Origin of the sequence: Variovorax sp. YR750 (genome assembly GCF_900109805.1) — a bacterium.
GTDB classification, from domain to species: domain Bacteria; phylum Pseudomonadota; class Gammaproteobacteria; order Burkholderiales; family Burkholderiaceae_C; genus Variovorax; species Variovorax gossypii.
Genome location: NZ_FOBJ01000001.1, coordinates 84,644 through 105,105, shown reverse-complemented (window position 1 = coordinate 105,105; position 20,462 = coordinate 84,644). Strand labels below are relative to the sequence as shown.

Below are 20,462 nucleotides of genomic sequence, written 5' to 3'. Positions count from 1 at the left end.
AGAACCGCGCGCTCAGGCCGAGCGCAGTTGCTCGCGCAGCTTCTGCCCGATCTCCGGCCGCTCGAGGAACGGGTCGGCCGGATTGGTGATGGAGACGATGTTCTCCATGCGGCTGCGCACGTTGCCCAGCGCCTTCGGGTGGCTGAACACGTAGAACTGGTTGTCGGTGATGGCCTCGAACACCTTGGCGGCCACTTCGGCCGCCGTGATCTTCCCGCTGCTCACCGCCTTGTTGCTCATGGCCTGGCCGATCAGCTGGCTCTTGGTGAGCTCGCTTTCCTTCGGCGCATTCGGGCGGTTGCGCTCGCTGCTGGTGATGCCCGTGGGCACGAAGTACGGGCACAGCAGGCTCGCGCCGATCTGGTCGGTGACGAGGTTCAGGTCCTGGTACATCGTCTCGGTGAGGCTCACGACTGCGGCCTTCGCCGCGTTGTAGATGCCCATGTTCGGCGGCGTGAGCAGGCCGGCCATGCTGGCGGTGTTGGTCACGTGGCCGCGATAGGCCGGGTCTTTCGCCGCGGCCTCCAGCATCATCGGCACGAACAGGCGCACGCCGTGGATCACGCCCCACAGGTCCACGCCCAGCACCCACTCCCAGTCGGCGACCGTGTTCTCCCACACCAGGCCGCCGGCGCCCACGCCCGCGTTGTTGAAGACGAAGTGCGGAGCACCGAAGCGCTCCTTCACGGCGGCGGCCAGCGCTTCCATCTGCGCCGCGTTCGACACGTCGACCTTGCGCGCCAGCACCTGCGCGCCGGCGGCCTCCATCTCCGCTCTGGCCTTGTCGAGCGCGTCCTGCTGCACGTCGACCAGCACGAGGTTCATGCCGCGGGCGGCGCCGATGCGCGCGCACTCCAGGCCGAAGCCCGAACCAGCGCCGGTGAGAACGGCGGTCTTGCCCTTGAAGTCCTGAATCATTGGGTGCTTTCCTTTGGTTGTCTCTGCCTTGCCTATTGGAACGCTTTGCAACTTGGTTGACTGTCGTTCGTGTGACGCGTGTGGCAGCGGGAGCCTAGCGAAACAACCAGGAAAACTTCAAACGACGTGGCAAATCAGGATTTGCCGAGTTGCTTTCGCATATGCCCGTCATCAATCCAATCAGAAAAACCCGTACTCGACATCGTATAGGGGCTCGCACGCTACACGGCCAAATGCGATAACACAGGCAGAACCTCCCGGCAGTGCGGGGACAACAACGGGATCACCCCCGGGATTAGGGAAAGGAGTGAGTGGCGGTGGCCCCATGTAGTCGACAACACCAGGGTCGTAGCTCATATCAGTGAACTCATATCCCATCGTATCGACGATTGTGACGATCTTGTCCCACGGCTGGGAGCCATCCTGGTCATAGTCGATCTTCGTCCGGCTTCCATCGTCGTTGTAGACCGTGGCGAAGTCCTCACGCCCCTGGGAATCAAAGTGCTGATTGACTTGACTCCAAGGCTGTGAACCATCTTGGTCAAAGTCGATTCGATCCATTTGGCCGTTGTCTTGGGTCACTATCCGCCAGTCTTCCCGTCCTTGGGCATCCGTCATGTTTTCCCAGATGCGATCGCCGCGCTCACCGCCTTGATCGAAATCCTTCCAATGCACCGAACCGCTGTCATGGGTGACTTTCTGCCAGTCCTCCCGTCCATATGCATCAACATGGTTCGACCATATACGATCTCCACGCTCGTTTACTTGATCAAGATCTTCCCACGTCACACTTCCATCGTCGAAAGTCGTGCGATGCCAATCATCGCGGCCTTGAGTGTCGTAACGGGCCTCGTACTGTCTCAAGGATTGGGAGTTTTCTTGGTCAAAGTCAACCCAGTCGCGACTGCCATCATCATTCACAGTGTTCCGAGTGTCTTCGCGCTCTTGCAGATCAAAGCTCGTTGCGATTGAACGGTAGCTATCGTTGTTCGCTCCGTCGACCTCGATAGTTCTATACATGAACCCCATGTAGTTGCTACCCGTGAAATCGTAGTCCTTTTCAAAGGAATCACCGTTTGGCATGGTCCTGACCGATTCGGTCAGCAGTCCATTGATGTCGTATCTGGAAATGGTCACGTCGCCTTGGGCCCCTATGACTGTGTCGGTGACGAGTTCTCGCCACCACGACTGATCTCTGTCATACGCAGGTTCCGCAATGACGCTGCGCGTGACCTCTCCAGTGCTTGAGTAGCTGAGCGTTTGGGTCGTGCCTGTTGTGTGATCAGTGACCGCCTCCACGAATGTCCCATCTTTGTTTTGACGCAACTCGGAATTCGTAGAGTCAGGTGTGAATCTAGCGTCCGGCCCTGTCTTGAAAAGCTCCGGATTCGTCTTCTTGAACTCGAAGGCCGGCGTGCCCGGCGTATTCAAGGGGTCTCTCATGGCATCAGACTTTGAACGGGCACCGTCTGCATCTCTTGTCCAGAGCCCACTCTGCTCATTCGCAGGAACCAGACTGACCGGGTGGACCACGCCGGACGTGACAATCCCTGTGATGCCGCCCGCCCTGGCCACAGCCTGCACAAACGTCGTACAGTTTTCGCCACCAAGAATCGCACCAAGGTTGTAGGCGTGATTTGCTTCGCGCCAAGCGGATACTGCATTGACCATCGAATCGTATTGATCCTTGGAAACCTGAATGGTCTTACTCCAACCTACATCATCAATGTACCCAGCCCTGCTGTTGTTGATATCGCCTTGAACATGCGTGGTCAGGCCATCTCCGACCTTACCCGGGCCGTGGGTCCCTAGCAGTGCATTGGTACTGGGCGCAAACCCGTAGTAGTTCAGGCCTCCACTGCCATCATCAAGCCCGATGAAGGCGTGCGGTGTACCAACGTTGTCTACGTAGACGGTGAAGCTTGGCTGACTCATATAACTCCTCTCCTGATTTCGTTGATGATCTGAAAACAAAACCTACCCATTACTCGATTGATCGAGAACTAAAAAATGGTCTTTCAATGACGATGTGCGGACTCAGAAAGTCGAGTTCCTTCGAATCACGAAGAACCGTAATGCGCAATTTGTAGGAGCCCGGCTCTTGACTTGAGAAGCCCGACAGGGTGCTGGTTATGGCGTCAGCGGTGTAAGTTCCACCGCTACTCGCAGTCAGACTATCGAATGAGTATTGGGCTACCACAATCCCATCCTCTTGCAGCAGTTCCCATCGCAAATAGAACCCTGGACTAACTTTTTCGCAAGTCTTGAGGCGTATCGGTTTATCAGGACTATCAGTCCAACATGTATTGGACTTTCCTCCCATTCTTTGCTGTGGTGTCAATTTTTGATCAGTTCTCAAGAAGCCCAGTGCAACGATCCATCGCTCTCTTATGTCCTTGATCTGAAATAGCTGTGTCGTGTGGATGTTTCCTGCGCGTAGTTGCACTGGCTCGACCATCAGTGCTGATGGAAATACCGCACCGACTTGCATCGACCTGTCTGACGTGGTCAAGACTCCTGGCGAGAGTGCGCATCCGCCGACCACACCCGCCAATACGCTGACCGCGAAGGCAGCGACAACTCTGCTCCAGCATGTACGTCCTAGTCGATGCAGCACTTGAAGAACTCCTGAATGGCCCATGATGCTCATGCTCTTTCTTTGACCTCTGATCTTCGAACTCTCGTTTCTCGAGCACAGCGCGATGATTATTTAACTCACGCTCTTCGCCTATAGGGCAAATGTCCCGCTCATACTCGGAACTACTTGAGAAGGACGATCAACTCGGAACGTTTGCGCACACCCAGATGCGCATAGATCCTGGCCAACTGATTGCGTACGGTCTTCTCCGAGGTTCCCAGCGCCCTCGCGATGGACTTGTTGCTCAATCCTTCAGCCAAGTGACGCACGATCGATCTCTCTCTCGTGGTGAGTTCGCCAATGACTGCCGAGCGATTTCCGTCAATCCCCATTGACTCCTCACGGCTTGCAATGTTTGCCAGAAATAGATCGTTAAGGACAGGCGTCAACAGCCTCAACGCCTCCAGATGCCACTCCGACAGCGGTGTCCTGACACCGATAAATCCGAAGTAGGTTCCTGCGTTGGCCTTGACGTTCAAGACGCCATGGCCAGCAACATTGCACAAGCCAAACTTTTCGATTTCCGTGACTTCGAAAACGCTTGCATAGCGCGGCGGGTTCTTCGGATCGATAAGGAAAGGTTGGCGATTGGCGAGCCACCACTGAAGAGCTCCTCGCTGCGCCAATTCAAAAGTCGTGGCAATCTGTTGCAAATACTCCGCATCGAGACCCGATGCAAGCATGTGAGTAATCTTCAACTGCCCAGCTACGAGTTCACCGTGCCCCAGTACCACGCCTCTGAAGGGAAAGAATGCTCGCAGCGGCCCCTCGATCCAGCTCAGAAGATTGGCTGCCGTAGCCCGAGGGTCAGTTACTGCCGTTAGCCAGGCTTGCAAATCGGTCGAAGTGAGATGCTTCACCGCTCTCTAAGGCTGCGCCTTATGCCGTCGAGTACAGGATCGAACAGATAGCGCCAAGCACTGCGTTCATCGGTTGCGATGAATACCTCGGCTTGCATGCCCGGCGACAGAGTAAGCGTCTGCCTGGCCAATTCACTCGCCGCTCGCAACGCCTGAGGGCTTATCGCTATGTGCGCTACGTAGTAAGGTGCGTTTGGGTTGGGCGCATTAGGATCAGTCAATCGATCGGCGCCCACGTACCTCAGTGTCCCGTCGATTTGCGGCGTGGCCCGCGTCCGATAGGCGGTCAGCATTACATGCGCCGTCTTGGCTTGGACCCATGCTTGTTGCACGTCTCTAATATCGCTGGGAGCAATGCGTGCTTCGATCACCAGCTCGGAATTTGCAGGAACAATCTCCAAGGCAGGCTCTCGTGGCCCAATGGCAGAACCTACTGTGTGAACCCTCAGACCGACTACCTCGCCAGCGACTGGCGCTACGATTCGTTGTCTGCTTTGGGCGTCCATTGCTGGGCCAAGCTCTTGCATTGTCAATGCCAGCCGAGCCGTTATCTCTTTCAGCTCCTCGGCTGAAGCACGCGCGAATTCGGTCTTTTGTGATGAAAGCTTCAGTCGAAAATCAGCCTCTCTTTGACGGGCCTGCGACAGCTGAGCCTGTGTGCCTTGAAGTCGCGCACGGTAGTCAGCAACGATACGCTGCAGCTCCATCAGTCGAGCTTCACTGACGAAGCCGTCAGCCCTCAACTTTTCGTTTGATTCCAGATCTCGACGCGCCAATTGCATGGCAGAGTCGGTAGTGGCAATGAGTTCTTGCTGTGTCGCGATTTCGCGCCGAGTCTGGGTCAGTTGTTCATTCAGCCAGTAGGCTTGTTCAGCTTGCTGCCGAGCCCGTGCAACGAACAAGGCTTTCTCTCGCCTGGCGAGTTCTTCAATATAGGCAGTATCACTGCCAGCCATGAAATCACGCAGCGCGTGCAGATCCGGCTCGAACGATGCGTCCATCGTCTCCATCTCCGTCCGCAAACGCTGAACCCTCAAGGCATTTGCCGCGCCCTGTTCACGCAAGCTCTGCACACTGGCCGTCACACGCGCATCAGCCAACGTGATCAAGGTCTGCCCTTGCTTGACCCGATCTCCATCCTTGACGTGAATGATGGAGACGATGCCACCTTCCGCATGCTGTACTGTCTTTCGGTTACCCATGGACTTGACGGTACCTTCGGCAATGATCGCCGCGGCCAACGGCGCAAGTGCGGCCCAGACAATCAAGGCCAGCGTGCCAAGTGCCGCGCCGGCGATCCCCAACCGCATAGCGCGTCGCTGTGCCTGCCCCCATGACGGGTGTTCACCGTGCTTCAAGTCTCCCTGTTGAAGCGTTTCCGACTCTGCGCCGGCCGACCAGCTCTGCGTCATACGATGGCTGCTTTCCGGTCAGCCGCCTTGAGCGCTCGCCGATTTCGGCAAGCGATCCACTCGCGAACCTCCTCTCGCAGACCGAACTTTTCCACCATCCCATTTCGCAAAAGCAGCACATGGCTTGCCAAGGCGATCAGGTGAGAACGGTGCGTCACGGCCACGACTGTCGCTCCGAGCTCGCGCAGACCGTGAAGACAACGCTCAAGAGCCTCATCGCCCTCAGCGTCGAGTTGGCTATTGGGTTCGTCCAGCACGATCAGTCGAGGCGTCTCCAGTCCCGAATCGGGTGTCGCATAGATCGCGCGTGCCAACGCGATGCGTTGGCGTTGACCACCTGACAAAACTTGCGCACCTGCCTCCTGACCGATGAGCGTGTCGTAACCTCTTGGAAAAGCAGTAATCAGATTGTGGGCTCCAGCGCGGCGCGCAGCCAGAACGACCGCCTCGCTCTGCTCTCTTGTAAGCGGCTCGACAGATTGCCATTGCCGCGCAATGTTGTGCGCGATGCTCCCGCTATGTAGAAGCACATCTTGCGGAAGATATCCAGTGGCCTGACCGCGGACCTGCGCGCTGTACTGCTGCAATGCCGCGCCATCCATCGAGACCTCACCCTGCGTGGGTGTCTGGATGCCCGCGAAAACGCGCGCTAGTGTGCTCTTGCCACTTCCGCTTTCGCCAAGGACAACCAGCATGGCACCGGCAGGAAGTTCAAGATTCAGGTTGTGTAGAGCAGCAGCGCCCCCCATCGCAGCCCTTACCCCGAGATTTCTCGCTCGAAGTTGTCCTTTGCAGGCCGGCAGTGCGGTCTCTGGGCGAGTGCGCGGCAACGAATTCATACTGCCGCCTTGCACAGTGGTTGCTTGCTGCAAGCGCACCGCAGCTTTCCGCGCTTCAAGCCAGAGCTTCCAATTGCCAATCAGCACCTCCAGCGGCATCAGGGCCTTCCCCAAGAGAATGCTGCCAGCGATCATCACCCCACCTGTGGCTTGCCCTTTGAGCACCAGCCAAGCGCCGAAAGCAAGAATGCTGAGCTGCAGTGCTTGGCGAACCAATTTGCCCAGAGTTTTCAAGCTATGGCTCTCCAATTCGACGTCCAGGCGAGCTCTCTCTGCATCGCGCCTCATGACATCGAGAGATCGGGCGACCTGCATTTGCTGGCCATGTGCGTGCAAGACTTCTATAAAGGTGGAAATCTCACCGACTCTGACTTGTGTAAGAGCCCGTGCCTGCTCAGCTGCAACGGTAGGCTCCCGCAATCGCCATTCGGTGAGCCAAGCCAAACCGAGCAGGATAAGCATGCCTATGAGCGTGACAGTCCCTAGCAAGGGATGGAATGCAGTGATCACAAGAAGATGGATCAGGCTCCACGGCAAATCCGTGAAAGCGATCAAGACGGGACCGCCTAGGTAGCTGCGCAAAACGGATAAGTCACGCTCAGCCTGCTGGGCCCGGGCACTGAACAAGTGAACCGGCACATCGAGTAGTAGCGGCGTCAGTTCAGCGATGACCTGCTGTTCTCGCTCTGCGGCACGCGCTGAATGCCAGTGTTCCCGGGACGTTTCGACACTCCACCAAGCCAGGAGCGCCAGCGCTGCGGCCGCCAGCAGCATTAACAAGGTCTCGCTGCGACGACTGCTCAATACCCGGTCATATACCTGCAGAGTTACCAGGGTTGGAACTAGCAGCAGCAGATGGACGACGGAACTAGCGAAGAAGATTGCGCCCATCTCGCCCAGCGACGACCACGGCGCGAGCAGGCCGCGACTCGGCCATTGCCCAATTGACATTTGTTGTTCCCCCCTATGGAACTTTGTTCTTGCCATGCCATTTCTACGGCATGCGCGACTTCTTGATTTAAGGCGCCGGAGTCTGCCACCGGAAAAAGACGCCACTAAATCAATTAGCGACGGAGGGACATTGCCACGGCGACTATCAGGACATCAGTGCGGCATCCAGCCGCCGGCGACAGCCCGGGCTTTGCGACAAGCTCACGGCCGATGTTCTGCAAGCTCTTGCGGCGGCGATCAGCATCAGGCGCTTTTTAGCCTGTGCGATCGCCCCAAAGGGGTTCTCTTCAGGCCTCGACGCTCTTCAGCACATACCCGATCCGAGGAAAGTGCACATGCACGGTCCCCACGCGCTCGCTGCTGCGCTCCAGCGTGTAGTGCGTGCGCGTGGCCGCGATCAGCGTGCCCGGTGTTTCCTCGAGCCCGAAGCTCTCGGCGCGGATGGTGACTGCGCTGCCCAGCGGGATGCCGTGGTCGTCCTGGAAGGTGCTGTCGGTCAGCAGCGTGTGCGGCGTCGAGGCCTTGGCAACGGCGATGGCTTCCTCGCTCGTGAACTTCTCGGGCACGTCGTGGCCGATGGCGGCCATGCGGTCCATCCAGTCGATCACCGCCGGCGTGAGGTCGAGGATGGTGCGGACCGACTCGATGCGCCGCGTGTACCAGAGCGGGTGGTAGGCCGAGAAGTCGGCGATGCTGGGCACTTCGCCCAGCAGGAAGGGCTTCTCGTCGAGCATGTCCGAGAGGCGGCGCAGGTACGACTTGTAGGCGCTGGTGGCATCGGCCGGACGCAGGCGGGTCATGTTGCCCGCACTCATCCTGCCGCGGTCTTCTCCGAAGGCCTTGGCTGCCTCGGGTGGCGCCTTGGCGAACACCTCGGCCGCGCCCTTGGGCTGCAGGCTCCAGGCCATCGCGGCCCAGAACAGCGAGGTGTCGGCCCACTGCGCGAGGATGCGCGACATGCCCTTCTCGGGCTCCGGGTAGAGCGTGGGCTCGGGCCGCAGGTGCTCGAGCACGTCGGCGATGAGCGCGCTGTCGCAGTAGATGTCGGCGCCGATCTGCAGGAACGGCGTCTTGCGGTAGCCGCCGGTGAGCACCTCCACATCGGGCTTGGGCATGATCGGCGGGATGAAGACCGACTTCCACGGCAGCTTCTTGGCGCCGAGGATCAGGCGCACCTTCTCCGAGAACGGCGAGGTCAGGTAGTGGTGAAGGATCAGGTCGGCCATGGTTGATGTTTCCCGTGGGGTTGTCGTTGTGTTGCTTCAGCGCGGCTGTGCGCGCTGGACGATGGAGTCGAAATCGGTGCCTGCCCCCAGCGTACCGAAGGCATTGCCCCAGTCGCCGCCCAGGCGCGACGCGCAGAACGCGCCGGCGACCGCCGATGGTGCGGTCTGCACGAGCAGCGCAGCCTGCACGGCCAATGCGACATCTTGCGCCAGGCGGCGGGCCTCGGCTTCGGATGCCATCGCCTCGATGCGCGCCGGCAGCGCATCGGCCAGCCGGTCGAGCGCGGCGTGCTGGCTGCGCGCGGGGGTCAGTTCCTTTTCGAGGGCAGCCACCGCATCGCCCTTGCGCAGGCCGCGCAGCAGGTCGAGCGCCATGATGTTGCCCGCGCCTTCCCAGATGGAATTGAGCGGCATCTCGCGGTAGATGCGGGCCATGATGCCTTCGCCGCCCTCTTCCACGTAGCCGTTGCCGCCGAGGCATTCCATCGCCTCCTGCGCGAAATGGCTGCCGCGCTTGCAGATCCAGAACTTGGCGACGGGCGTGAGCAGGCGCGCCATCAGGCGTTCATGTTCGTCGGACTGGTTGTCGAAGGCCTTCGCAAGACGGATCGCGAACGCGGTGGCGGCCTCGCTCTCCAGCGCCAGGTCGGCCAGCACGTTCTTCATCAGCGGCTGGTCGATCAGCGGCTTGCTGAAGGCCATGCGCTGCGTGGCGTGGTTGAGTGCGATGGACAGCGCCTGCCGCATCAGTCCGCTGGTGCCCAGCGCGCAGTCGAGCCGCGTCATCGTGCCCATTTCGAGGATCTGCGGAATGCCGCGCCCCTCCTCGCCCACGAGCCATGCAGTGGCCCCATGGAACTCGACCTCGGAGCTCGCATTGGCCTTGTTGCCCAGCTTGTCCTTCAGCCGCTGGATGCGGATGGCGTTGCGCGAGCCGTCGGGCAGCACACGCGGCAGGAAGAAGCACGAAAGCCCTGCAGGAGCCTGCGCCAGCACCAGGAAGGCATCGCACATCGGCGCCGAAAAGAACCACTTGTGGCCGGTGATGGCATAGCGCTCGCCCCAGGCATCGCCGCTGCCTTCGCGTACGGCCTGCGTGGTGTTGGCCCGCACGTCGGAGCCGCCCTGCTTCTCGGTCATGCCCATGCCCATGGTCACGCCGGGCTTGTCGCTGAACGGCTTCAGCGCCGGGTCGTACCAGAGGCTGCCGAGCTTCGGACCCCAGTCGGCATGCACCGCCGCATTGCCGCGCAACGCGGGCGTGACCGCGTAGGTCATGGAGACGGGACACAAGATCGAAGGCTCCAGCTCGGTGAAGAGCATGAAGCCCGCCGCGCGCAGCACGTGCGGCGAGGCGGAAGTGCCGGTCCACGGCGTGCCGTGCAGGCCTGCGCCCACGGCGGCGCTCATCAGCGCGTGGTAGCTCGGATGGAACTCCACTTCGTCGATGCGCCGGCCGAAGCGGTCATGCGTATGCAGCTCCGGCGTGTGGATGTTGGCGAGCCGCGCATGCGCCTGCATGCCGGTCGAGCCGAGGGTCGCGCCCAGTTCGTGCAGCTGCGTTGTCTGCAGCGCGGGCGCATTGAACTTCAGCGCATCGCGCAGGGGCCGGTTGGTGTCGAAGAGGTTGTAGTCCACCAGCGGCGCGGGCTGGTTGAAGACCTCGTGTGTCGTGTCCATGGCCGGCCTCCTTGCCGTGCGTTCAGTTCATCGGTGCATGCATCAGATGAGCTTGACGAGTTGCTTGCCGAAGTTGCGGCCCTTGAGCAGGCCCAGGAAGGCCTCTGGAGCCGACTCGATACCCTGCGCGATCGACTCGCGCGGCTTCAGCTTGCCCGTGCCCACCAGCGTGCCCAGCTCGGTCAGCGCCTCGGGCCACACTTCCATGTGCTCGCTGACGATGAAGCCTTCGATCTTCATGCGGTTGATGAGGATCAGCGCCGGGTTCGCAAGCGGCAGCGGCTGGCCGTCGTAGCCCGCGATCATTCCGCACAGCGCCACGCGGGCGAAGGCGTTGGCGCGCAGCAGCACCGCGTCGAAGATGTAGCCGCCGACGTTCTCGAAGTAGCCGTCGATGCCGTTCGGGCAGGCTTCCTTCAGCGCCGCGCTCATCGACTTGACGTCGGGGTGCAGGCGGTAGTCGATGCAGGCGTCGAAGCCCAGTTCGTCGGTCACGTACTTGCACTTGTCCGCGCCGCCCGCGATGCCGACGACGCGGCAGCCGCGCGCCTTGGCCAGCGCGCCGAAGGCGCTGCCGACCGCGCCGCTGGCGGCGGTGATGACCACGGTTTCACCGGCCTTGGGCGCGATGATCTTCACGAGGCCGTACCAGGCGGTGACGCCGGGCATGCCGACTGCACCGAGGTAGTGCGACAGCGGCACGTGCGTGGTGTCCACCTTCTTCAGCGCGCCGGGTTGCGAGGCATCCACGACGCTGTATTCCTGCCAGCCGCCGAAGCCGACCACCTTGTCGCCCGCGGCGTACTTGGGATGCTTGCTCTCCACCACCTCGCCCACCGTGCCGCCCTGCATGGTCTGGCCCAGCGGTTGCGGTTGCGCGTAGCTCTTGGAGTCGTTCATGCGCCCGCGCATGTAGGGGTCGAGGCTCAGGTAGTGGTGGCGCACCAGGACCTGGTTGTCCTTGAGTTCGGGGGTCTGGGCCGTGACGAGCTTGAAGTTGCTCGCGACGGCTTCGCCTTCGGGGCGGTTGTCGAGGTGGATCTGCTTGTTGGTGGGCACGGAAGTCTCCGGAAAAAATCTGTCTGTCGAATCAGTCGGTCGAAGGCGGGCGCATCTCGTTGGCGCTGGCCGGCCCGGTCGGCAGCCGGCGCTTCACGTACTTGAAGGTGCCGGTGGCATGGGCGCACACGCGCTCCTGCTCGTCATAGATTCTGGCCTCGGTGAAAGCCAGCGTCGCCGTCCTGTGAATGAGCGTGCCGCGCGCGTGCAGCGGGCCGACCGAGGGCTGCATGAAGCTGGTCTTCATCTCGATGGTGACCACGCCCATCTCGGGCGCGATGCTGCGCGCGGCCGCCGCCATAGTGATGTCCAGCAGCGTCATGCAGGCGCCGCCGTGCGTCACGTCGAAGGTGTTCAGGTGCTCGGGCTTGGCGGTGTACTGGATTTCCGACTCGCCGTTCTCGAACTTCGTCAGCTCGAAGCCGAGATGGCGCGCGAACGGGATGCGGCTCGTGTACGAGCGGAAATTGATGTCGTCGGATTCAGGGGTTGTCATTTCGATTCTTCATGCGGCGCCGAGCACCACGCTCACGCCGCCGTCCACCGCCAGCCACTGGCCGGTGACGTGCTTGCCGGCATCGCTCGCGAACAGCAGCGTCAGGCCCTTCAGGTCTTCGTCGTCGCCGAGGCGGCCAAGCGGCGCCTGGGCGGCCATCTTCTCCTCGCCCAGCGACTTGATGAGGCCGGCGGCCATCTTCGTCATGAAGAAGCCCGGGCAGATGGCGTTCACGTTGATGTTGTACTTGCCCCATTCGGCCGCCAGCGTGCGGGTGAAGCCGATGACGGCGGTCTTGGAGGTGTTGTAGGCCAGCGTCTGCATCTCGGGCGGGTTGCCGTTGAGCCCGGCGATGGAGGCGATGTTGATGATGCGCCCCGACTTCTTCGGGATCATGTAGCCGTTGGCGATCTGCTGCGACAGGATGAAGTAGCCGCGCACGTTGAGGTTCATCACCTTGTCCCAGGCCTCGACCGGATGGTTCTCGGCCGGCGCGCCCCAGCTGGCGCCCGCGTTGTTCACCAGGATGTCGACAGCGCCCATGCGCTGCAGCGTCTCGTCGGCCAGGCGGCGGGTGTCCTCTTCCTTCGAGCAGTCGGCGGCGATCCAGCGCGCGTCGATGCCGGCGGCCTGCAGCTCGGCTGCGGCCTGCTCCAGGTCTTCGGCCTTGCGCGAACTCAGCATGATCTTCGCGCCGGCCTCGCCCAGCGCGTGGGCCATCTGCAGGCCCAGGCCGCGCGAGCCGCCGGTGATGAGGGCGGTCTTGCCGGTGAGGTCGAAGAGTTTCTGGACGGTGCGTGCGGTCATGGGTTGTCTCCGGGGTTCGGGTTGGATCAGATCTCGTAGTCCATGCACTGGCGGGCTTCGCGCACTGCGCCGATGAATGGCTTCAGGGCCACGTGCTGCGGATGGTCCGCATAGGCCGCGAGCGCGGCGGCGTCGGTGAATTCCGAGTACAGGACCAGGTCGTAGGTGGCCTCAAGCCCGGGCTGGGCGATGGCTACGTCGAAGCGCAGCGTGCCGGGCGAGAGCTTCGCGCAGGCATCGAGCAGCGCCTTGGCCTTGAGCAGGTTGGTCGCCTTGTCGGCGCCCTCGGCGTGTTCCTTGAACTTCCACATCACGATGTGCTTGAGCATGGCGGGTCTCGTTCGGTCGGTCACTTGCCGGAAGGGTTGTTGGAAAGGCGCGAGCGCACGTAGATCAGCACGAAGCCGACCAGCGCCACGATGCCGCCGGGCACCGCAATGGACCAGCCCAGCGCAGCGTCGGTGCGGCCTGTGGCAATGCCCAGGACCACGCCGAACAGGCCGCCGTAGATCAGGATCCAGATCCATTTCTCGAGCCGCGCGTGCGGCTTCGGCGGCTTGGCGGCGGGGTTGTTGTTGGGGGCGGTGTTCGGCGAATCGGTCGTGGCCATCAGAAGGCGTCCTCGGGCAAAGCTGTACAGGTCGGGTCGCGGGTTTCGACCACGTTGAGCCATGCGCCGATTTTCGGCAGCTCGTAGTGGAAGAAATAGTCCGTGGCGCCGATCTTGCCAGCTGTTACCGCCCTCGCCTTTTCTCCATCGCTTTCCAGGGCCCTTTGGGCCACGTCCAGCCAGATCCAGGCCAGCACCGTGTGGCCGAAGGCCTGCATGTACGGCACCGCGTTGGCCAGCGCCTCGGCCGGGTCGCCGGTAGACCACGCAGCCTCTGTGGCGCTGCCGATGCGCTGCAGCGCGCCACCCAGCGCCTTGGCATGGGCCGCCAGCGCCGGCACCTTGGCCGCGCGGCCGATGGTGCCCGTCATGCGCGCGGCCAGCAGCTGCAGGCCGCGGCCCTTCTCCATCAGCACCTTGCGGCCCAGCAGGTCGGCTGCCTGGATGCCGTGGGTGCCCTCGTGGATCATGTTCAGGCGGTTGTCGCGCCAGTACTGCTCCACCGGAAAATCGCGCGTGTAGCCATAGCCGCCGTGCACCTGGATGGCCAGCGAATTGGCCTCCAGGCACCACTCGCTGGGCCAGCTCTTGGCGATGGGCGTGAGCACTTCCAGCAGCAGCCGCGCGTCGTCGGCGGCCTGCGCGTCGCCGGTCTTCTGCTCGTCGACCAGCCGTGCGCAGTACAGCTCCAGCGCCAGCGCGCCCTCGCAGTACGCCTTCTGGGCCAGCAGCATGCGGCGCACGTCGGCGTGCTCGATGATGCGCACCTGCGGCGCCGCCGAATCCTTGGCAACGGCTGCACCGGCGGCATCGGGCTTCTTCACCAGCCGGCCCTGCGGGCGGCTCTTGGCGTACTCGAGCGAGGCGTGGTAGCCGGCCATGCCGAGCATGGTGGCGGCCGTGCCGACGCCGATGCGCGCCTCGTTCATCATGTGGAACATGCAGTGCAGGCCCTTGCCGGGCTCGCCGACCAGATAGCCCACCGCACCCGCCTTGCCGTCGACCGGGTACTTGCCCTCGCCGAAGTTCAGCAGCGTGTTCGTGGTGCCGCGCCAGCCCAGCTTGTGGTTGAGGCCCGCGAGTGCCACGTCGTTGCGCTGGCCGGTGAGCTGGCCATCGGTGTCGACCATGCGCTTGGGCACGATGAACAGCGAGATGCCCCGCGTGCCGGGCACCAGCTTGCCGCTCTCGTCGGGAATCTTCGCCAGCACGATGTGCACGATGTTCTCGGTCAGCTCGTGGTCGCCCGACGAGATCCACATCTTGTTGCCCGTGAGACGGTAGCGCGGGCCCAGCGGGTCGTTCTGGAAGTCGTCGCCGTCAGGCACGGCGCGCGTGGCCACGTCGCTCAGCGACGAGCCCGCCTGCGGCTCCGACAGGCACATGGTGCCGGCCCAGCGGCCCGAGAACTCGTTCTTGGCGAAGACCTCTTTCTGCATCTCGGTGCCGTGCACCATCAGCAGGTTGGCGTTGCCGCTGGTGAGCATGTTCGAGCCGATGCTCACCGAGGCCATCGCGAAGAAGCTGTTGGCCGCGGCCTGCAGCGTGTAGGGCAGCTGCATGCCGCCGATGTCGTAGTCCTGCGCCGCGCTCATCATTCCCGACTCGACGAAGGCCTTGTGCGCGTCGTGCGTGGCCTGCGGCAGCACGACCTTCTCGCCGTCGAAATGCGGCTCCTGCGTGTCGACCGTGCGGTTGAACGGCGCGTACTTCTCGCGCGCGATGCGCTCGCAGGTGTCGAGCACCGCGTCGAAGGTCTCGCGCGAGTGGTCGGCGAAGCGCTCGCGCTGGTTGAGGGATTCGGCGTCGAGCCAGTCGTAGAGCAGGAAGTCGAGGGTGGAGCGCAGGCTCATGGTGTTCTCCGGGGGAGCGGGGGCGGCATCAAACTGCCGAACGCTAAAGGGATGCGAAAGAGTGCAAAAACCGCGCAAAAAAGTCGCAGCGAAAAACCAATGAAATTTTGGTTTCTCTTCTGCGACTTCTGCGTAACCTCCGCGACTTCGGTGTCCGGAAGCCTGGTTTCAGCGGCTCAAAAAGAGACTCAGAGCACCTCGAACACGCCGGCGGCACCCATGCCGCCGCCGATGCACATCGTGACCACGACCTTCTTCGCACCGCGGCGCTTGCCTTCGATGAGCGCGTGGCCCGTGAGGCGCTGGCCGCTCACGCCGTAGGGGTGGCCCACGGCGATGGCACCGCCGTTCACGTTCAGGCGGTCACCGGGGATGCCCAGCTTGTCGCGGCAGTAGATCACCTGCACGGCGAAGGCTTCGTTCAGCTCCCACAGGTCGATGTCGTTGACCGTCAGGCCCAGGCGCTTGAGCACCTTCGGAATGGCGAAGACGGGGCCGATGCCCATTTCGTCGGGCTCGCAGCCGGCCACGGCGAAGCCGAGGAAGCGGCCCAGGGGCTTCAGGCCCTTCTGCTCGGCGTACTTCTCGTCGACCACCACGCAGGCGCCGCCGCCGTCGGAGAACTGGCTGGCGTTGCCGGCCGAGATCACGCCGCCGGGAATGGCCGGGCGGATGCCGCTGATGCCTTCCTTGGTGGTGCCCGGGCGGATGCCTTCGTCGTTCTCGACGGTGACTTCCTTGGTGCGCAGGCCCATCACGGGGTCGGCCACGCCGGCCAGCACAGTGATGGGAGCGATCTCGGCCTTGAAGAGGCCGGCTTCCAGCGCGGCAGTGGCGCGCTGCTGGCTTTGCGCGCCGTATTCGTCCATGGCGTCGCGGCCGATGTTGTAGCGCTTGGCGACCTGCTCGGCCGTCTGCAGCATGTTCCAGTAGATCTCGGGCTTGTGCTTCACGAGCCAGGGATCGGCCAGCATGTGCTTGTTGGCTTCGTTCTGCACGCACGAGATGCTCTCGACGCCGCCGGCCACATAGACCTCGCCCTCGCCCGCGATGATGCGCTGGGCGGCGGTGGCGATGGTCTGCAGGCCCGAGGAGCAGAAGCGGTTGATGGTCATGCCCGAGGTGGTGATCGGCAGGCCGGCGCGCAGCGCGATCTGGCGCGCGATGTTCGAGCCGGTCGCGCCTTCGGGCGTGGCGCAACCCATGATGACGTCGTCGACCGATGCGGGGTCGATGCCGGCGCGCTGCACGGCGTGCTGCACCGCGTGGCCGCCGAGCGTGGCGCCGTGCGTCATGTTGAAGGCACCCTTCCAGCTCTTCGCGAGCGGCGTGCGGGCAGTGGAAACGATGACGGCGCTGGTCATGGTGAGGTCCTTTGAAGCAGAGGGAAGGGAAAAGAGGTTGCGGTTGTCGTCATTGCGCCGGAGCAGCGTTGGTGTTGCTCAGGAGCTGGCGGTAGAAGCCGATCATCTCGCCGTAGTTCGAGATGGCCAGGCGTTCGTTGTTGCCGTGGAAGCGCGCCAGGTCCTCGCCCTTCACGCGGAACGGCGAGAAGCGGAAGACGGCGTCGCTCACGATGCTGAAGTGGCGCGAGTCGGTCGCGGCGGTCATGAGGCCCGGGGCCACCACCGCGTCGGGAAAGCTCTGGCGCACGGCCTGCTGGATCGCGCGGTAGCCGGTGCTGTCGGTCGGCGACACCGGCGACGGCTCCGAGTTGCCCGGATAGGCCTTGATCTTGATGTCGTCATTGCCCAGCGCCTTGCGCAGGTGCGCCTCGGTGCTGGCGATCGTGTCGCCCGGCAGGATGCGGAAGTTGACGGCAGCCTCGGCGCGGCCGGGCAGCACGTTGTCCTTGTTGCCCGCGCGCACGATGGTCAGCGCGGTGGTGGTGCGCAGCATGGCGTTGCTGCTCGGGCTCTTCTCGAGCTGGCCGCGCACCAGCGGCTCGGTGAGCCACAGGTTCGAAAGCATCACGCGGTTGACGCCGCTCATCTCGGGCGCGAGCGCACCGAACATCTGGCCCGCCACGCCCTTGATGCCGCCGGGCATCGGGTTGGCCTCGAGGCGCGCCAGCGCGGCGCTCATGCTGCCGATGGCGCTGTGCTGCGGCGGCATCGAGGAATGGCCGGGAGCGGTGTCGAGCGACAGGAAGAAGGTCGCATAGCCCTTCTCCGCCAGGCCGATGAGCGCGGCCGGCTTGCTCAGGCCCGGCAGCACGCCGTCGAGCACCAGGAGGCCTTCGTCGAGCACCCAGTCGAGGCGCACGTTGCGCGACTTGAGCAGCTCGGCGATGGGCAGCGCGCCACGCAGGCCGCTCACCTCCTCGTCGTCGCCCATCACGAGGTAGACGGTCTGCCTCGGCTTGAAGCCGCTGCCGATGAGAAGCTCGATGGCTTCCATCTGCGCGAACAGGTTGCTCTTGTTGTCGAGCGTGCCGCGGCCCCAGATGTAGCCGTCCTTGATCTCGCCCGAGAAGGGATCGACCGACCATGCCTTCTCGGTGCCCGGCGCGATGGGCACCATGTCCTGGTGCGCCATCAGCGCGACGGGCCTGGCCTGCGGGTCGGTACCGGTCCAGGTGTAGAGCAGCGCCTTGTTGCCCACCACTTCCTTCTTCAGGGTGGCGTGCACTTTCGGAAACTGCTGCTCGAGGAATGCGTGCAGCTTGTCGAACTCGGCCGCGTTGGCGGCCGGATCGTCCAGCCCCGACACCGTGCGGAACGTGATCGCCGTCGACAGCCGCTTGGCGGCTGCCTGCAGGTCGATGTCCAGCTTCGGCGCGGGCGCCACCGCCAGCTGCTGCGATGGCGTGGTCCAGGTCTTGACCGCCACGGCGGCCACCAGCAGCACGATTGCCAGCAGCAGCCCGAGGAAGATGCGTTTCAACATTGGCGGTCTTGATCCCGGTTCAGGTTCTGCCTGGTCGATATCAGCCGAAGGACTTGCCTTCGGCCACCAGCTTCTGGATCAGCGGCGCGGGCTGCCAGAACTCGGCGTCGTCGCGCGGGTTCTTCGCGAAGCGCTTCATCGTCTCGGCCACGTTGTACAGGCCGACCTGCGACGCGTAGTGCATCGGGCCACCGCGGTAGATCGGGAAGCCGTAGCCGGTGAGGTAGACCATGTCGATGTCGCCCGACTTCGAGGCGATGCCGTCTTCCAGGATGTGCGCGCCTTCGTTGACCAGCGCGTACACCAGGCGCTGCACGATTTCCTCGTCGGAGATCTTGCGCGGCGTGATGCCCAGTTCCTTGCGGTGGTCCTCGATCATCTTGTTGACGAGGTCCGACGGAATGGCGTCGCGCTTGCCGGCCTGGTAGTCGTACCACCCTGCCCCGGTCTTCTGGCCGAAGCGGCCCAGCTCGCAGAGCTTGTCGGCCGTGCGGCTGTACTTCATGTCGGCGCGTTCGACGGCGCGGCGCTTGCGGATGGCCCAGCCGATGTCGTTGCCCGCCAGGTCGCCCATGCGGAACGGGCCCATGGCGAAGCCGAACTTCTCGATGGCCTTGTCGACCTGCTGCGGCGTGGCGCCTTCGTCCAGCAGGAAGCCGGCCTGGCGGCTGTACTGCTCGATCATGCGATTGCCGATGAAGCCGTCGCACACGCCCGAGACCACTGCCGTCTTCTTGATCTTCTTGCCGATGGCCATGACCGTGGCCAGCACGTCCTTGGCGGTGGCCTTGCCGCGCACCACTTCAAGCAGCTTCATCACGTTGGCGGGGCTGAAGAAGTGCATGCCGACCACGTCCTGCGGACGCTCGGTGAACGAGGCGATCTTGTCGACGTCGAGCGTCGAGGTGTTCGAGGCCAGGATCGCGCCCTTCTTGGCGACGCGGTCGAGCTCCTTGAACACTTTTTCCTTCACGCCGATTTCCTCGAACACGGCCTCGATGATGAGGTCGGCGTTCTTCAGCTCGTCGTAGCTCAGCGTGGTGCTCAGCAGGGCCATGCGCTGCTCGTACTTGTCCTGCTTGAGCTTGCCCTTCTTGACCTGGGCTTCGTAGTTCTTCTTGATGGTGGCGATGCCGCGGTCGAGCGCTTCCTGCTTCATCTCGAGGATGGTCACGGGGATACCCGCGTTCAGGAAGTTCATCGAGATGCCGCCGCCCATGGTGCCGGCACCGATCACGCCGACCGACTTGATCTCGCGCTTGGGCGTGTCTTCGGGCACGTCGGGGATCTTGCTCGCGGCGCGTTCGGCCATGAACAGGTGGCGCAGCGCCAGCGATTCGGGCGTGAACATCAGCGCGGTGAACAGGCGGCGCTCCTCGGCCATGCCTTCGTCGAACTTCAGCCTGGTGGCGGCCTGCACGGCGTCGACGCACTTCAGCGGCGCGGGGTAGTTCTTCGACATGCCGCCAACCATGTTCTTCGCGAACTGGAAGTAGGCGTCGCCCTGCGGGTGCTTGCATGGCAGGTTGCGCACCAGCGGCAGGGCCTCGCCCGTCTTGCCGGCCACGCTCTTGGCGAATTCCACGGCCTCTTCGAACACCGACTCGGCCGATGCGGCCAGCTTGTCGAACAGCTTCTGGCCGGGCAGGCTCGCGAGCAGCTCGCTCTTCACGGGTTCGCCGCTGACGATCATGTTCAGCGCTGTCTCGACGCCCAGCACGCGCGGCAGGCGCTGCGTGCCGCCTGCGCCGGGCAGCAGGCCCAGCTTGACTTCAGGCAGTGCCACGCTGGTGCCGGGGGCGGCCACGCGGTAGTGGCAGCCCAGGGCCAGCTCGAGGCCGCCGCCCATGCACACCGAGTGGATGGCCGCGACGATGGGCTTGGGAGAAGCTTCGAGCGCGAGGATCACGCTCAGCAAGTTGGGCTCCTGCAGCGCCTTGGGCGTGCCGAACTCCTTGATGTCCGCGCCGCCCGAGAACGCCTTGCCGGCGCCGGTGATGACGATGGCCTTGACGGCGTCGTCGGCATTGGCCTTCGACAGGCCGTCGGTGATGCCGATGCGCGTCGAGAAACCGAGACCGTTGACCGGAGGGTTGGTCAGTGTGATCACGGCGATATCGCCGAGCACTTTGTATTCAGCCGTCATGCTGCGTTCCTTGGTGTGTGAAGAAAAAGAAGAAAAAGCACGAGTGTTCTTTTTCGGGAGATTCTAGGCGTTTCGCGA

17 protein-coding genes are annotated in these 20,462 nt (G+C 63.1%); all 17 read right to left on the bottom strand.

Annotated elements, in window-relative coordinates:
- Positions 1-12: 12 nt before the first annotated feature.
- Positions 13-918: an SDR family oxidoreductase gene (locus tag BMY35_RS00465; protein WP_093195038.1), complete on the bottom strand. Its 906-nt coding sequence runs from the start codon at positions 916-918 to the stop codon at positions 13-15.
- A 180-nt stretch (positions 919-1,098) separates the two neighbouring features.
- The gene (locus tag BMY35_RS00460; protein ID WP_143080636.1) at positions 1,099-2,853 is read right to left on the bottom strand and encodes a hypothetical protein; all 1,755 of its coding nucleotides are present in this window, start codon (positions 2,851-2,853) and stop codon (positions 1,099-1,101) included.
- Between the two features lie 49 nt (positions 2,854-2,902).
- A complete protein-coding gene (locus BMY35_RS37525) occupies positions 2,903-3,568 on the bottom strand; it encodes a hypothetical protein (RefSeq protein ID WP_143080635.1) in 666 nt (221 codons plus the stop codon).
- Between the two features lie 110 nt (positions 3,569-3,678).
- Complete coding sequence (locus tag BMY35_RS00455) at positions 3,679-4,416, bottom strand: response regulator transcription factor (RefSeq protein WP_218152965.1); 738 nt, start codon at positions 4,414-4,416, stop codon at positions 3,679-3,681.
- Complete coding sequence (locus tag BMY35_RS00450; RefSeq protein WP_093195036.1) at positions 4,413-5,828, bottom strand: HlyD family type I secretion periplasmic adaptor subunit; 1,416 nt, start codon at positions 5,826-5,828, stop codon at positions 4,413-4,415. The genes BMY35_RS00455 and BMY35_RS00450 overlap by 4 nt, the downstream gene beginning before the upstream one ends.
- Entirely contained in the window at positions 5,825-7,618 is a 1,794-nt protein-coding gene (locus BMY35_RS00445; RefSeq protein WP_177213545.1) for a type I secretion system permease/ATPase, read from the bottom strand. The genes BMY35_RS00450 and BMY35_RS00445 overlap by 4 nt, the downstream gene beginning before the upstream one ends.
- 287 nt (positions 7,619-7,905) lie before the next feature.
- The gene (locus tag BMY35_RS00440; RefSeq protein ID WP_093195034.1) at positions 7,906-8,844 is read right to left on the bottom strand and encodes a glutathione S-transferase family protein; all 939 of its coding nucleotides are present in this window, start codon (positions 8,842-8,844) and stop codon (positions 7,906-7,908) included.
- 36 nt (positions 8,845-8,880) lie between these two features.
- The gene (locus BMY35_RS00435; protein ID WP_093195033.1) at positions 8,881-10,524 is read right to left on the bottom strand and encodes an isovaleryl-CoA dehydrogenase; all 1,644 of its coding nucleotides are present in this window, start codon (positions 10,522-10,524) and stop codon (positions 8,881-8,883) included.
- A gap of 42 nt (positions 10,525-10,566) precedes the next feature.
- Positions 10,567-11,583 (bottom strand): NADP-dependent oxidoreductase, encoded by a 1,017-nt coding sequence (locus BMY35_RS00430; protein ID WP_093195032.1) that lies wholly within the window; start codon positions 11,581-11,583, stop codon positions 10,567-10,569.
- 31 nt (positions 11,584-11,614) lie between these two features.
- Entirely contained in the window at positions 11,615-12,079 is a 465-nt protein-coding gene (locus BMY35_RS00425) for a PaaI family thioesterase (protein ID WP_093195031.1), read from the bottom strand.
- A gap of 9 nt (positions 12,080-12,088) precedes the next feature.
- Entirely contained in the window at positions 12,089-12,886 is a 798-nt protein-coding gene (locus BMY35_RS00420) for an SDR family oxidoreductase (protein ID WP_093195030.1), read from the bottom strand.
- Between the two features lie 26 nt (positions 12,887-12,912).
- Positions 12,913-13,215 carry a Dabb family protein gene (locus tag BMY35_RS00415; protein WP_093195029.1) on the bottom strand — a complete coding sequence of 101 codons (303 nt, stop codon included), beginning with the start codon at positions 13,213-13,215 and terminating at the stop codon, positions 12,913-12,915.
- Positions 13,216-13,235: 20 nt separating this feature from the next.
- On the bottom strand, positions 13,236-13,496 hold the full coding sequence (locus BMY35_RS00410; RefSeq protein WP_093195028.1) for a hypothetical protein: 261 nt from the start codon (positions 13,494-13,496) through the stop codon (positions 13,236-13,238).
- Complete coding sequence (locus BMY35_RS00405) at positions 13,496-15,349, bottom strand: acyl-CoA dehydrogenase (protein ID WP_093195027.1); 1,854 nt, start codon at positions 15,347-15,349, stop codon at positions 13,496-13,498. The genes BMY35_RS00410 and BMY35_RS00405 overlap by 1 nt, the downstream gene beginning before the upstream one ends.
- 188 nt (positions 15,350-15,537) lie before the next feature.
- Positions 15,538-16,713, bottom strand: coding sequence for an acetyl-CoA C-acyltransferase (locus BMY35_RS00400; protein ID WP_093195026.1), 1,176 nt, complete (start codon positions 16,711-16,713; stop codon positions 15,538-15,540).
- A 49-nt stretch (positions 16,714-16,762) separates the two neighbouring features.
- Positions 16,763-18,238 carry a M20 family peptidase gene (locus tag BMY35_RS00395; protein WP_093195025.1) on the bottom strand — a complete coding sequence of 492 codons (1,476 nt, stop codon included), beginning with the start codon at positions 18,236-18,238 and terminating at the stop codon, positions 16,763-16,765.
- Between the two features lie 40 nt (positions 18,239-18,278).
- Positions 18,279-20,384: a 3-hydroxyacyl-CoA dehydrogenase NAD-binding domain-containing protein gene (locus BMY35_RS00390; RefSeq protein WP_093195024.1), complete on the bottom strand. Its 2,106-nt coding sequence runs from the start codon at positions 20,382-20,384 to the stop codon at positions 18,279-18,281.
- Positions 20,385-20,462: the final 78 nt, after the last annotated feature.